The organism is Pedobacter frigidisoli (assembly GCF_004331675.1).
Lineage (GTDB): Bacteria > Bacteroidota > Bacteroidia > Sphingobacteriales > Sphingobacteriaceae > Pedobacter > Pedobacter frigidisoli.
This window is the reverse complement of sequence record NZ_SJSN01000015.1, coordinates 1-13711: the sequence shown is the minus strand read 5'-3', so window position 1 is coordinate 13711 and position 13711 is coordinate 1. Positions and strand designations below refer to the sequence as shown.

At 36.6% G+C, this 13711-nt stretch carries 9 protein-coding genes and 2 rRNA genes; 8 read left to right on the top strand and 3 right to left on the bottom strand.

The features are described 5' to 3' along the window. The first annotated feature begins 4 nt into the window (after window positions 1-4). From EZ449_RS17155 to EZ449_RS17120, 8 genes are all read left to right on the top strand, one after another. Window positions 5-1702, top strand: coding sequence for a porin family protein (locus EZ449_RS17155; RefSeq protein WP_131561132.1), 1698 nt, complete (start codon window positions 5-7; stop codon window positions 1700-1702). Window positions 1703-1756: 54 nt separating this feature from the next. After that, window positions 1757-3235 carry an HU domain-containing protein gene (locus EZ449_RS17150; protein WP_131561130.1) on the top strand — a complete coding sequence of 493 codons (1479 nt, stop codon included), beginning with the start codon at window positions 1757-1759 and terminating at the stop codon, window positions 3233-3235. After that, entirely contained in the window at window positions 3235-3939 is a 705-nt protein-coding gene (locus tag EZ449_RS17145) for a MotA/TolQ/ExbB proton channel family protein (RefSeq protein WP_131561128.1), read from the top strand. The genes EZ449_RS17150 and EZ449_RS17145 overlap by 1 nt, the downstream gene beginning before the upstream one ends. After that, the gene (locus EZ449_RS17140; protein WP_131561125.1) at window positions 3939-4340 is read left to right on the top strand and encodes an ExbD/TolR family protein; all 402 of its coding nucleotides are present in this window, start codon (window positions 3939-3941) and stop codon (window positions 4338-4340) included. Before EZ449_RS17145 ends, EZ449_RS17140 begins: the two co-directional genes overlap by 1 nt. Further along, window positions 4340-5173 (top strand): energy transducer TonB, encoded by an 834-nt coding sequence (locus EZ449_RS17135; protein WP_131561123.1) that lies wholly within the window; start codon window positions 4340-4342, stop codon window positions 5171-5173. The genes EZ449_RS17140 and EZ449_RS17135 overlap by 1 nt, the downstream gene beginning before the upstream one ends. A gap of 32 nt (window positions 5174-5205) precedes the next feature. Further along, entirely contained in the window at window positions 5206-6495 is a 1290-nt protein-coding gene (locus tag EZ449_RS17130; protein WP_225872354.1) for a bifunctional folylpolyglutamate synthase/dihydrofolate synthase, read from the top strand. A 69-nt stretch (window positions 6496-6564) separates the two neighbouring features. Beyond that, window positions 6565-8223 (top strand): alkaline phosphatase PafA, encoded by a 1659-nt coding sequence (pafA, locus tag EZ449_RS17125; RefSeq protein ID WP_131561121.1) that lies wholly within the window; start codon window positions 6565-6567, stop codon window positions 8221-8223. A gap of 181 nt (window positions 8224-8404) precedes the next feature. Then, a complete protein-coding gene (locus tag EZ449_RS17120; protein WP_131561119.1) occupies window positions 8405-11776 on the top strand; it encodes a methylmalonyl-CoA mutase family protein in 3372 nt (1123 codons plus the stop codon). Window positions 11777-11879: 103 nt separating this feature from the next. Here EZ449_RS17120 and EZ449_RS17115 read toward each other — a convergent pair whose 3' ends face one another. The 3 genes from EZ449_RS17115 to EZ449_RS17105 form a co-directional block, all read right to left on the bottom strand. Continuing rightward, window positions 11880-12860 carry an acyl-ACP desaturase gene (locus tag EZ449_RS17115; protein WP_131561117.1) on the bottom strand — a complete coding sequence of 327 codons (981 nt, stop codon included), beginning with the start codon at window positions 12858-12860 and terminating at the stop codon, window positions 11880-11882. A gap of 358 nt (window positions 12861-13218) precedes the next feature. Continuing rightward, window positions 13219-13330: ribosomal RNA gene (rrf, locus tag EZ449_RS17110) — 5S ribosomal RNA — on the bottom strand. Between the two features lie 140 nt (window positions 13331-13470). Then, a 23S ribosomal RNA gene (locus EZ449_RS17105) occupies window positions 13471-13711 on the bottom strand; the annotation flags it as partial.

Genomic DNA, 13711 nt, shown 5'->3' with positions numbered 1-13711 from the left:
AATTATGAAGTCGATTAAATATATATATAGTTCACTGTTTTTTTTAGCTGCTGGATTAATGACTGCTCAGGCGCAGGATAAAAAGCCTGATGAAAAAACTGTTGTTAACGAGGAAATTGAAGTTGTTCGTCCATATAAACCAATTTTAGCCGAAGCTGTAAAGTTGAGGAGGAGTCCGAATTTGGATGATGTTAAAATCTATAAAGCAAAGCTTAATTACAGCATTACCGATAGAAAACTAGAATTAAATAGCGACATTCAAAAACTCCAAGCGCAATCATTAGCCGCAGAAAAGGAAACTGAATTAATTAATAATTATGTTAAAGGTGCATTTGGTTCACAATCTACCCTTTTAGGCGAGGCTTATTTTAATACCGGAAAAGATGAAGGCTTACAAGTTGGTGGTTACTTTAAACATTTCAGTCAAGAAGGAAAGCTAAACAAACAAAATAGCAGCAACCAGCAATTAAGCGTTTTTGGTCGTAGTATTTTAGAGGAAAATACCGTTAGCGGACGTATTAATTACGAGCGTAACGGAACTTATTTCTACGGGATTGGTAACGACAAACCTACCTTAAATCCTAATCCTGAAAAACAGGCTTTATCTTTTATAGAATTGGAAGGTGAGTTGGTTAAAAACTTTACCGAAGATCAAGATGCTTTGAGTTATGCCTTAAAAGCTAACGGATACATCTGGAGTGATAAGTTTAGTGCTAAAGAAAATTACTTTAGCCTTAATGGTTATTTAAACAAACGCATCAACTCACTTAATTTGGGCTTAGCTGCTTCAACAGAATTCGGAAATACCAAAGATGCCTTAACGAGTGTAGGTAATAACTTGTTGCGCTTAAATCCCTACATCCGTTTACAGGTTAAGGGAGCAAAAATTACCGCAGGAATTAATTTTGTTCAGGAATTTGGTGCTTACAGCAGTTCGAAAATCTTCCCTGCTATTACAGCAGACTTCACTTTAATTCCAGATTATTTACAGGTTTTTGGAGAGGTTAAAGGTGATGTAAACCGAAATTCGTTAAAGGGCTTCACAGATGAAAATCCTTGGTTAAACAATAATATTCTAGTAAAAAACACAGTTGAAAAATTAAGTTTCAGTGCTGGTATAAAGGGTACAGGAGGACCAGGTTTTGGTTATAAAGCTCGTGTTTATGTAAAGCAGTTTGATGATATGCCTTTGTTCATTAACAATTACACCGATTTTAATAAGTTTGATGTAATCTACGATTTTGGCAAAACCAAATTAACGGGTTTAGAGGGTGAAATTTCTGTTCAAGTTAGTGATGCATTAAAATGGACTGGTAAGTTGAATGTCGATGATTGGAAACCAGCATCAGAAACTTATACTTGGTTTAAACCGGGATTAAAAGTAAGCTCGAACTTCGTTTATACTTATAACAAAAAACTGAGTTTTAATGCAGCTGTTGTTATTCAAGATGATGTAAAAGCAAAAGTAAATATTGCAAATCCAGTTAGTCCATTGCAATACGTAATTCCAAATCCAACTATCGAATCTATCGTTACAGTTAAGGGATTTGTAGATTTAGGACTTGGCGCCGATTATAGAATTAACAACAAATTCTCAGTTTTTGCCAAGGCAAACAATATCTTAAATAAAAATTACAGCAGGTATTTATATTACCAAGTTAACGGATTTAATATTTTCGGCGGACTAACCTATTCATTTTAGACGCATTAAATTAATTATTACGTAGGTTTAGAAAAAACGCTTAATTTTACCGGAATGGATATCTTATCATACCTTTTAGAACTCTTGCAGCAACGCAAAGAAGTTGGTATTACCGGCTTGGGCACTTTCTATAAAAAGAAATTTCCGGGCAGGTACGATAAGGAAAAACAATCGTTTTTACCACCAAGTTATGCGCTTCAGTTTTCTGCCGATGTTAAGGAAGAAGAAAGCCTTGCTGAATTTATTTCTACCAAAAGAAACATCTCTTCAGAAAGTGCGACTTATTATATTTCTCAATTTGTTGATGAAGTAAAGCAAAAGCTAGAACTTGAAAACGAATCTGAATTGGAAAATTTAGGTCGATTATTTTTCACTGAACACGAGGGCTTAAGTTTCGAACCAAGTAAGGATATTAATTATGGATCTGAGTTTTATGGTTTGCCATCATTGCCAGAAACGGTAGTTGATGAACCAAAACCAGGTACTTTAAAAACCGACGAAGACGATATTTTTGATGAAATAGCTGAGGCGCCAACTGCTCCAGTTCGCATTGAAAAAACAGAGGAAGCTGAATATAAACATCCAGTTATCGAAAATATAGAATTGGATGAGGTAAAGGACGATTTTAAAAACACTCTAAAGCATTCGGAAATAACCAAAGAAGAAGTTTTTGAAGCGCCAGAATTTATTAAGCATCAACACGAAGAACATCCTAATCGTTTTGGACATACACCAGAATCGGAAGTGCTTTCAACTTCAATAAATCAAGAAATAGAAGTGCCTGAAGCTATTAAGCATCAACACGAAGAACATCCTAATCGTTTTGGACATACACCAGAATCGGAAGACCCAATAACATATATTGACCTTGAAGAGGATGAAAACGGTGTACATGTTATTGAAGCCCCTGAATTTATTAAGGAACAACACGCAGAACACCCTAACCGCTTTGGGCACGATCCCTTAGTTGATGAGCCATTAGAGGAAGAAGGTAAATCAGTTTGGCCGAAAATAATTATTGCACTCTTTATAGTTATATTAATTGGTGTTATTTTATATTTTGTAAAACCAGAGTTATTTAACAAGCAGTCTAAAATTGAAACACTGCCGCCAGCTGCAATAGTAGATTCTCCTAAAGTTATCCAAGATACTGCAAAAGCAAAGCAAGATTCGACTGCAAAAACAGATAGCATTTTAAAAGCTAATCAGGTTCAACAAAAAACTGTGGATTCTACAAAGAAAGCAGTTATAACCACAACTGATATTAAAGCTATAAACAGTATCGGCACAGTATCTTTTGATATCATTGGGGCTTCTTATAAAACAGTTAAAGGAGCTGAAAAATATATTAAGGATGTAAAAAGAGTCGGAATAGAAGCAAAAATTGTTAAAATTCATGGACCAAGGCAACACATCAGCATTGGTTCTTATAAAACTCAAAAAGAAGCCGAAGATAATTTACTCATTCTTCAAAAGAAACTTAAAGGAAAAGGTTTTTACGTACAACAAATAGTTAACAACACACAACCATAATGATAACTTTATTAATTCAAGACACTACACAAGCACTACAAGACACAGCAAACGCAGTTAATCAGGCGCTAACTCAACCCGCTCCAGAATTGCGTTTCATCGATCTTCTTTTTAAAGGTGGCTGGGTAATGGTACCATTGGCATTTTTGGCATTCTTAGCTTTATTCATATTTTTTGAGCGCTATTTAACGATCAAAAAGGCAACAAAAGATGAGTCGAATTTGATGGGGCAGATTAGGTCTTACATCCAATCGGGAAATTTAGATGGCGCAATGTCGTTATTGAAAAACAATAATTCTCCCCTGTCTCGCATGCTTCAAAAAGGTTTAAAGCGTATCGGCCGCCCTATTAAAGATATCGAAGGTGCTATCGAGAATGTTGGTAAATTGGAGGTTTCGAAACTCGAAAAAAACATTAGTATTCTTGGTATAATTGCGGGTATTGCCCCAATGCTTGGTTTCGTAGGTACAATTGTTGGGGTAATTACAATTTTCCATCAGGTATCAATTAAAGGTGCTATCGAAATTGGAACCATTTCAGGTGGTTTATACACCAAAATGATTACATCGGCTACAGGTTTAATTATCGGTATCATTGCTTATGTACTTTACCACATTTTAAATATTATGGTAGAAAAAATCATTCTTAAAATGGAAACCGATGCGATTGATTTTATTGATTTACTAGAAGAACCAGGCAAATAATGAATTTACGCAAAAGAACAAAAGGATCGGTAGAAGTACACACTTCAGCGTTGAACGATATTATGTTCTTCCTGATGCTTTTTTTCCTATTGGCATCTGCCGTGGTAAATCCAACTGTAGTAAAATTGCTGCTTCCACAATCATCTAGTGGACAACAATCTACAGCCAAAAAAGCTGTTACGGTTACGATAGACGAAAATTTAAAATATACCGTTGATAAGAAACCCGTAACCATAGAAGAGTTAGAACCAACATTAGCAGCTTACCAAAAAGTAGCTCCCGATATGACTATTCTTTTATATGTTTCTCGTAATGTAACTTATCAGGATGGATTTGTGGTAAACGATATTGCCAATAAACTGAAATTAAAACTTGTTGTAGCTGTAGAGCCAAAGAAATAATGAACTATAAAGCGCAAAACATACCTAATGAAGAAAACAATTACCCAAAAGCCATTGCAATAGCAAGTGGCATAATGGGTGTTTTGCTTTTGATTAGCTTTTTTATTGTAATTGGATCATTCCAACCAGTTGAAGAAGTGGGTATGGGTGGCATGGTTGTGAATTATGGAACCTCTGCAGAAGGAATGGGTGATGATTACACAAGTATCGAAGAGCCATCAGCAGATCCAAACGCAAATGGAAAAGCACCTGATAAAGTTACTCCAGAAGAAAAGGTGACACCAACAACTTCTAGCGATAACACCGATAAAGAAATTCAAACACAAAATACAGAGGATGCTGTTGCCGTGAATACCAAACCAACCAAAGCAACAACTACCGCTCCTACTACAGTTACCGAAGATAAACCATCGAAACCTGTCATCAATCAAAATGCACTCTATAAAGGCAAAAAGAATACCGGACAAGGACAAGGCGATGGAACTGGGAATACTCCTGGAAACCAAGGCTCAGTAAATGGTGATCCTCTTGCTCCAAATTATGGCGAGGGTGGTTCAGGAAACGGGAATAAACCCATTGAACTACGGAAGTTTTCAAATCTTGTAATACCAAAAGATGACGGACAAGAAGAAGGCAGGATAGCTATTAGAATTTTCTTCAATAAAGCAGGCAGAATTACTAGCGCCAAACAGGAATTAAAAGGTTCTACAACAACAAACACAGCATTGGTTAACAAGTGTATTGAAGCTGTAATGAATTCTACTTTAAGTCAATCTGATACTGGTAAAGATAGTCAAACAGGAGTTGTGGTATTTAATTTCAAAAGAAATTAACTAAACATCTTCTAAACTTCATTTCAAAAGTTTTGAATTACGCCCAAACACTCGATTTTTTATACAGTAAACTTCCAATGTTTACTCGTGTGGGTGCTTCTGCTTTCAAAAAAGATTTAACTAATACCATAATCTTTTGCGAAGCCCTGGATAATCCTCAACATAAATTCAAGAGCATTCATGTGGCAGGGACAAATGGTAAAGGTTCAACCTCGCACATGCTTGCGGCAGTTTTGCAAGCACAAGGTTATAAAACTGGATTATATACTTCCCCACACTTAAAAGATTTCCGCGAACGTATTCGCATTAACGGAAAAATGATCAGTAAAGCTGAAGTCGTTTCCTTTGTAAAAAATCAACAAAGCTTAATTGAAAAAGTAGAACCCTCATTTTTTGAGGTAACTGTCGCTTTAGCTTTTGATCATTTTGCTAAACATCAGGTAGATATTGCAATAATTGAAGTAGGTTTGGGTGGCCGGTTAGATTCTACAAACATTATTCAACCAGAAATTTCTGTAATCACAAATATCAGTTTGGATCACACCAATATGCTCGGCAATACCATCGAGGAAATTGCTGGTGAAAAAGCTGGAATCATTAAAAAGCAAACTCCTGTGGTAATTGGCGAGACACAAGAAAAATCTGCACAGGTTTTTATCAGCAAAGCTGATGAGATGAAAGCACCAATTATTTTTGCTGATAATGTGTTATCAGCCAAGGATTTTAAAATCAAAAACTCAAAGCTTTCTTTATCAGTTTACGAGAATGATCAAATCAAGTACAAAAATCTGATCAGTGATTTAACCGGCATTTATCAACATAAAAATATTCTTACCGTTTTAGAAACCATTGAAGTATTAAATGGAAATACAAATTTTAAGGTTTCAGTACAGAATGTTTTTAATGGCTTAAAACAAGTCAAAAAGCTAACTGGATTACAAGGTAGATGGCAAATCCTAGGTAAAAACCCATTAATTATCTGCGATACAGGACATAACGAAGCTGGAATTGCGGAAGTGATTAAAAACATCAATCAAACAAAATTCGAAAAACTCCACATCGTTTTCGGTATGGTAAAGGATAAGGATATTTCTAAAGTCTTATCAATAATGCCAAAAAACGCAACCTATTATTTCTGCAAACCAGATTTAGAAAGGGCGCTAGATGCTGCCGAACTCATGGAGCAAGCGTCGCCATTAAATTTAATAGGAGAGAAATACAATTCAGTTATCGAAGCCAAGGAAACTGCAGTGAAATCTGCCTCACCCAACGATTTGGTTTTCATTGGTGGTAGCACTTTTGTGGTAGCAGAAGCGATATAAAAACTTTACAGAAACTTCAAAATATCTTCATCTAAAATTTGTTACTTTAGTCCTTTAACTAAAAACAGAATGAAGAAAATATCTTATTTACTCTTTTCCCTATCTCTCCTTTCCGCATCCTTTACAAGTGCTCAAACAAAAAAAACTATTGTTGCGGCAACAAAAGTATTCCCAGCCGAAGTTGCTCGCCCAAAATTGGTAGTGGGTTTAGTTGTAGATCAAATGCGTTGGGATTATCTATATCGATACTACAATCGTTACACCAACGGAGGATTTAAGAGACTTGTACATGAGGGCTTTTCGGTAGAAAATACTTTTATCCCCTACACCCCAACTTACACCGCTTGCGGTCATACCTGCATTTATACGGGCTCTGTTCCTGCAGTGCATGGGATAATCGGTAATGATTGGTACGATCCAGAAACCAAGAAAAACGTTTATTGCACTGAAGATTCTACAGTCTCTACAGTTGGAAGTACACCATCTGCAGAAGGAAATATGTCGCCAAAAAATATGCTAACTACAACCATTACTGATGAATTAAGGTTAGCAACGAACTTTAAGGGTAAGGTACTTGGCATTTCGTTAAAAGATAGAGGTTCAATTCTACCTGCTGGTCATGCTGCAAATGCCGCTTATTGGTATCAAGGAAGTACAGGAAACTGGATTACCAGTACCTATTACATGAAAGAAGTACCGACATGGGTTGCTGATTATAACAAACTAAAATTGGCGAATAAATTTTATGCAAAAAACTGGGAAACATTATATCCTTTAAATACTTACGTAAATAGCACAGCTGATGAAAAAGTTTACGAAGGTAAAACCAGTACTTTTCCACATCAGTTAACTCAAAACATCGATAAGAATTTCGATGCCATAAGAAGTACACCTTATGGAAATACAATTACCCTAGACTTAGCTAAATTGGCGATTCTTTCAGAAGATTTAGGAAAGGATAATATTACAGATTTCTTAGCTGTTAGCTGTTCTGCAACAGATTATGTAGGCCATGGTTATGGTCCGAACTCAATAGAAGCAGAAGATACTTATTTGCGTTTGGATAAGGATTTTGAAGAGTTTTTTAACTATTTGGATAAACAAGTTGGAAAAGGAAATTATACTATTTTCTTAACAGCAGATCATGGTGCTGCACATGTACCAGGTTTTATGAAAGAAAATAATCTTCCAGCTGGAGTAGTAAGCGACAGAGATATTGCAAATAAGTTAAACGCATTCCTAAATGATAAATTTAAGGTAAATAATGTAGTTTTAAAATCAATGAACAACCAAATTATTTTTGATCACAATAAAACTGACAACGGCACGGTAAGTTTCGATGTGATTAAATCTGCTTCAGTAGAGTTCCTAAAAAGATTAGATGGTTTCCAAAATGCTGTAGATATTTCTAAAATTGCTCAAACTACTTTACAGGAAATTCAAAAAATGATGATCACCAATGGGTATAATGCTCGTAGAAGTGGTGATATTTATTATGTATTGCAACCGAATTGGTTCAATGGTGGCAACACAGGCACTACCCATGGAAATTGGAATCCTTACGATTCGCACATCCCGTTGGTATTTATGGGCTGGGGAATTAAACAGGGAGCCACAAATAAAACTCATTATATGACTGATATTGCGCCAACCCTAGCTGCATTATTACACATTCAAATGCCTAGTGGTAATGTTGGAGAAGCCATAACAGAGATTACTGATAAATAACTGTAAAGTTTATTTTTGAAATGCCCCCAAAAGTTGAACGCTTTATGGGGGCATTTTAGTTTATAACAGTAGTAATACCATTATAAAAGCCTCAAATTATAACTATTTGCTACATTTGTTGAACCAAATATTCGAGCAAGTTTAACAGATTTTGATTTTGTTAAACTCAAAATCTTATAATATGCAACCAATAGAAATATATAAGCCCAAAAATAAAATTCGTTTTGTAACTGCAGCCGCACTTTTTGATGGGCACGATGCGACCATAAACATTATGCGCCGCATTCTTCAATCTTCGGGTGCTGAGGTTATTCATCTAGGCCATAATCGCTCTGTTGATGAAGTTGTAAATTGTGCTATTCAAGAAGATGTACAGGGTATTGCAATGACATCATATCAAGGTGGGCATATTGAATATTTCAAATACATGCATGATCTTTTACAAGAAAAAGGATCAGGACACATCAAAATATTCGCGGGTGGTGGTGGCGTAATTTTACCCACTGAGATTGAAGAACTTCAAAATTATGGAATTTCTAAAATCTATTCTCCAGACGATGGTAGAAAAATGGGTTTACAGGGAATGATCAACGATATGCTGATTCAGACAGATTTTATTACCAAAACCCACATTACTGACGAACTACAAACTATCCCAAACAAAGATATTAAGGCAATAGCTGGGGCAATTACAGTTGCTGAAAATGATCCTGAAAGCGCACAACAATTTGTAAATAAATTAAAAAATCTCTCAAAAAATAACAACGCACCAATTTTAGGAATTACAGGAACTGGCGGCGCAGGTAAATCTTCCCTCGTGGATGAATTAGTTCGCAGATTTTTAGTTGAAGTACCCGATAAAACCTTGGCTATCATTTCTGTTGATCCATCAAAAAGGAAAACTGGTGGCGCCTTACTCGGCGATAGAATCAGAATGAACGCAATCAATAATCCAAGGATTTATATGCGTTCTTTAGCAACCAGACAAGCAAATTTGGCATTATCTAAAAATGTTCAGGAAAGTATCGATATCTGTAAGGCTGCTGGTTACGATTTGATTATTGTAGAAACCTCTGGAATTGGGCAATCAGATACAGAAATTACAGAGCATTGTGATGTTTCACTTTATGTAATGACACCCGAATTTGGAGCGGCAACGCAATTAGAGAAAATCGATATGCTAGATTTTGCTGATCTAGTTGCCATTAATAAATTTGATAAAAGAGGCGCTTTGGATGCATTACGTGATGTAAGAAAACAATATAAACGAAATCATAATATCTTCGATGCCAAAGACGATGAAATTCCAGTTTACGGAACAATGGCATCGCAATTCAACGATCCAGGAATGAACAATTTATTTGTTGCACTAATGCATCAAATAAAAACTAAAACCGGTACAGATTTTCATGCCAAAATGGAATTGACTTCCAATCAGTCTGAAAAGATTTACATCATTCCACCAGATAGAATTCGTTATCTAGCAGAAATTGCAGAATCTAGTCAAACCTATAATGAATGGGTAGATAAGCAGTCTGCTACCGCAAGGAAAATGTATCAGCTAAAAGGTGTAATCAACTTGGCTCAAGAAAATCAGTCGCTGGCAATTGGGGAGGGTTTACAAGACGCTTATAATTTTTTCGAAGAGCAACTTGATAGTGAATGTAAGCGTTTGCTTCGCCAATGGCCCGAAACCAAAAAAGCTTACAAAGAAGAGTTTTTTATTTATAAGGTACGTGATAAGGAAATCAAACAACCGCTATTTTACGAGTCGTTATCAAAACTAAACATCCCAAAAGTTTCACTTCCTCGCTACGAAGATTGGGGAGATATTTTACGATGGCTATTAACCGAAAATCTTCCAGGTGAGTTTCCTTATGCAGCCGGAGTATTTCCACTAAAACGTGATGGCGAAGATCCAACCAGAATGTTTGCTGGTGAGGGCGGTCCAGAAAGAACAAATAAACGTTTTCATTATGTTTCACTTGGTCAACCGGCTCACCGTCTTTCTACCGCGTTTGATTCGGTTACGCTTTATGGCGAAGACCCACATTTTCGCCCCGATATTTACGGAAAAATTGGAAACTCTGGCGTAAGTATTGCCACCTTAGATGATGCCAAAAAACTATACTCAGGATTCGATCTTTGCGCCGCTTCCACATCTGTATCAATGACAATAAATGGCCCTGCTCCAATGCTTTTGGGCTTTTTCATGAATGCAGCGATCGATCAGCAATGTGAAAAATATATAATTGAGAATAATTTAGAGGATGAAGTAAAAACCAAAATAGATATAATTTACAAGGCAAAAAATACAGATAGACCATCTTATAGTGGCGTATTACCCCAAGGCAATGATGGTTTAGGCCTAATGCTTTTGGGCGTAACAGGAGACCAGGTTTTACCTGCTGATATTTACGCATCAATTAGGGCGAAGGCAATAAGCACAGTCCGAGGAACTGTTCAGGCAGATATTTTAAAAGAAGATCAAGCTCAAAACACTTGTATTTTTTCTACTGAGTTTGCATTACGAATGATGGGAGACATTCAAAAATATTTTATTGATGAAAAAGTTCGCAACTTTTATTCTGTATCGATTTCTGGATATCATATTGCTGAGGCTGGTGCAAATCCGATTTCACAATTGGCATTTACCTTAAGTAACGGATTTACATTTGTAGAATATTACTTGAGTAGAGGCATGCACATTGATGACTTTGCACCAAATTTATCGTTCTTTTTCTCTAATGGTATAGATCCAGAGTATGCGGTAATAGGACGAGTAGCACGCAGAATTTGGGCAAAGGCTATTAAAAACAAATATAAAGGAAACGACCGATCACAAAAATTGAAGTATCACATTCAAACATCTGGACGTTCTTTACACGCTCAGGAAATTGATTTCAATGACATTAGAACAACCTTGCAAGCACTCTATGCTATTTATGACAACTGTAATTCCTTACATACCAACGCTTACGATGAGGCGATAACGACACCAACTGAAGAATCGGTTCGTAGGGCAATGGCAATACAGTTAATTATTAATCGCGAATTAGGATTGGCTAAAAACGAAAACCCATTACAAGGCGCATTCATAATCGAGGAATTAACAGATCTTGTAGAAAATGCGGTTTTACAAGAATTCAAAAGAATTAATGATCGTGGAGGAGTTTTAGGCGCCATGGAAACCATGTATCAAAGAGGTAAAATACAAGAAGAGAGTTTGTATTATGAAACACTAAAGCACACAGGTGAATATCCTATTGTGGGCGTAAATACTTTCCTAAATAAAAACGGTTCTCCAACTATTGTTCCTGGAGAAGTGATTAGAGCTACTGAAGAAGAAAAACAATATCAAATTAACGCATTAAAAAAATTCCAGGATCGTAACGATGATAATTCTGCAAGTTTGTTAAAACAACTTCAAAAATCTGCTATTGCAGGCGATAATATTTTCGAACAGCTTATGGAAGTTTGTAAGGTTTGTTCTCTTGGCCAAATCAGTAAAGCACTTTACGAAGTCGGTGGCCAGTACCGCAGAAATATGTAAAACAAAAAAATCCCATCCTAATTATGCAATGCCCCCAAAAAGTTAGACACTTTAGGGGGGCATTGCAAATATCAAGATGGGACTTTTCTATCATTATGATAATTTACCCAGCTATCCAGGTAAACTTATAATCCATTGTTGGGTTTTTCATTCTTTCTGCAACGCGTAATAAACGAGATGGAAGCGCCATAATATAATCACGAGCTTTCTCTCCTGCATCATTAAGGTCTTGCATTCCTTCAATTTTCCAGTCTTCAATTAATGATTGCATAATCTCTACATAATCAACAGCTGTATAAACACCTAAACGTTGAGCAGCATCAGTAAAATGACCAAAAGTTTGACCAATTTTCAATCCTACTTCCCGTAAAAAATGAGCTGGCATTACAATCTTTTTACGCATCATATCCTCAAATGCAATCATAGCTTCATTTGGGTCTACTTCAAAAATACGATTCATGAAATCCTTGTAGGCTTTTGCATGTCTAGCTTCGTCAGATGCAATCACACCGCACATTTTAGAAAGTAATGTATCTCCATCTCTTTTAGCCAACGAAGCTACTCTTCTATGAGAAATATTAGTTGCCATCTCCTGAAATGAGGTATAGATAAAGTTGCGATAAGGATCATGTCCTGTACCTATATCAAATCCATCTGCAATCAAATACTGTGTAGAAATCTCCATTTGACGCATATCTACACGTCCAGATAGGTATAAGTATTTATTTAAAAGATCACCATGACGGTTCTCTTCAGCGGTCCAATGCCTGTTCCACTTCATCCAACCACCATCCTCTTTCATACTTGGCCCCTGAACCATTGCTAACCAAGATTCATAAGTTGGCAAAGCCTCCTCAGTAATGGTATCGCCAATTAAAACTGCAACTAAATCATACGATAAATCTTTAGCGCTCTCTCTTAATATCCTTATATCTTGATAAAAATTTTCGCTTGTAGAATCAGGTAAAAAATCAGATGGTTGCCAATTGGTATCGATTGGTTTAAGATAGGTATCCATCATATCAAGCATATATTGCTCAATATGTACCATTACTTCTCTTCTCTTATCTGCAAAAAAACTCATTATCTGTATTTATATATTTATCAAGGCAAAGATAACCAAATATTATGGCAAACCTTACTTAATTAACAGAATTGGCTGTAATCAGTTTTAAATAAAAGTTATATTAAGTTTATTATTTAAATATTAGGGAGATGAATGCTGGTATTCCATGGCTGCTTCAGCCCTGTCGTACGCTTCGATCTTTTTGGGGATAAGCTGGTGTAGGGAAAACGGAAAGTTCCGGCAGGCCAAAAAGGATCTCCGCTTCCACCGGGTCTATTCAACAGGGGAGGCAGGCCCATAGAAACCTTTATATACGAAGAAACCCCATCAGCTGTTGCTGACGGGGTCCTTGTTAAACGCCTCTTGGGCTTTTAAGATTTGGCACCGACCTACTCTCCCACGTGTTACCGCAGTACCATCGGCTCTGGTGGGCTTAACTTCTCTGTTCGGAATGGGAAGAGGTGGACACCACCGATATAGGCACCTAAATATTTTGATATAAGACTAAAGGTAAAAGTCCAAAGCTCAAGGCTATCTCAATTCGCCTTAGTCCTCAGTCTTTCAGCTTTTAGCTTAAATGACATATTATTGGAAGAAGTTAGTTAGAGGAGCAAACAACAGTATGTTGCCTTTGAAAGCCTCGGATGATTAGTACTACTCGACTATGGTGTCGCCACCTTTACATCTGTAGCCTATCGACGTAGTAGTCTCCTACGGTCCTATATGGAACTCTCATCTCGTGGCTAGTTTCGCACTTAGATGCTTTCAGCGCTTATCTATTCCCAGCGTAGCTACTCTGCAATGCCCCTGGCGGAACAACAGATTCACTAGAGGCTAGTCCAACCCGGTCCTCTCGTACTAAGGTCAGC

What these genes read in the sequence shown, in the direction of transcription:
- EZ449_RS17155 (WP_131561132.1), top strand. Translation starts at nt 5, where the DNA reads ATGAAGTCGATTAAATATATATATAGTTCACTGTTTTTTTTAGCTGCT.
- EZ449_RS17150 (WP_131561130.1), top strand. Translation starts at nt 1,757, where the DNA reads ATGGATATCTTATCATACCTTTTAGAACTCTTGCAGCAACGCAAAGAA.
- EZ449_RS17145 (WP_131561128.1), top strand. Translation starts at nt 3,235, where the DNA reads ATGATAACTTTATTAATTCAAGACACTACACAAGCACTACAAGACACA.
- EZ449_RS17140 (WP_131561125.1), top strand. Translation starts at nt 3,939, where the DNA reads ATGAATTTACGCAAAAGAACAAAAGGATCGGTAGAAGTACACACTTCA.
- EZ449_RS17135 (WP_131561123.1), top strand. Translation starts at nt 4,340, where the DNA reads ATGAACTATAAAGCGCAAAACATACCTAATGAAGAAAACAATTACCCA.
- pafA (WP_131561121.1), top strand. Translation starts at nt 6,565, where the DNA reads ATGAAGAAAATATCTTATTTACTCTTTTCCCTATCTCTCCTTTCCGCA.
- EZ449_RS17120 (WP_131561119.1), top strand. Translation starts at nt 8,405, where the DNA reads ATGCAACCAATAGAAATATATAAGCCCAAAAATAAAATTCGTTTTGTA.
- EZ449_RS17115 (WP_131561117.1), bottom strand. Translation starts at nt 12,860, where the DNA reads ATGAGTTTTTTTGCAGATAAGAGAAGAGAAGTAATGGTACATATTGAG.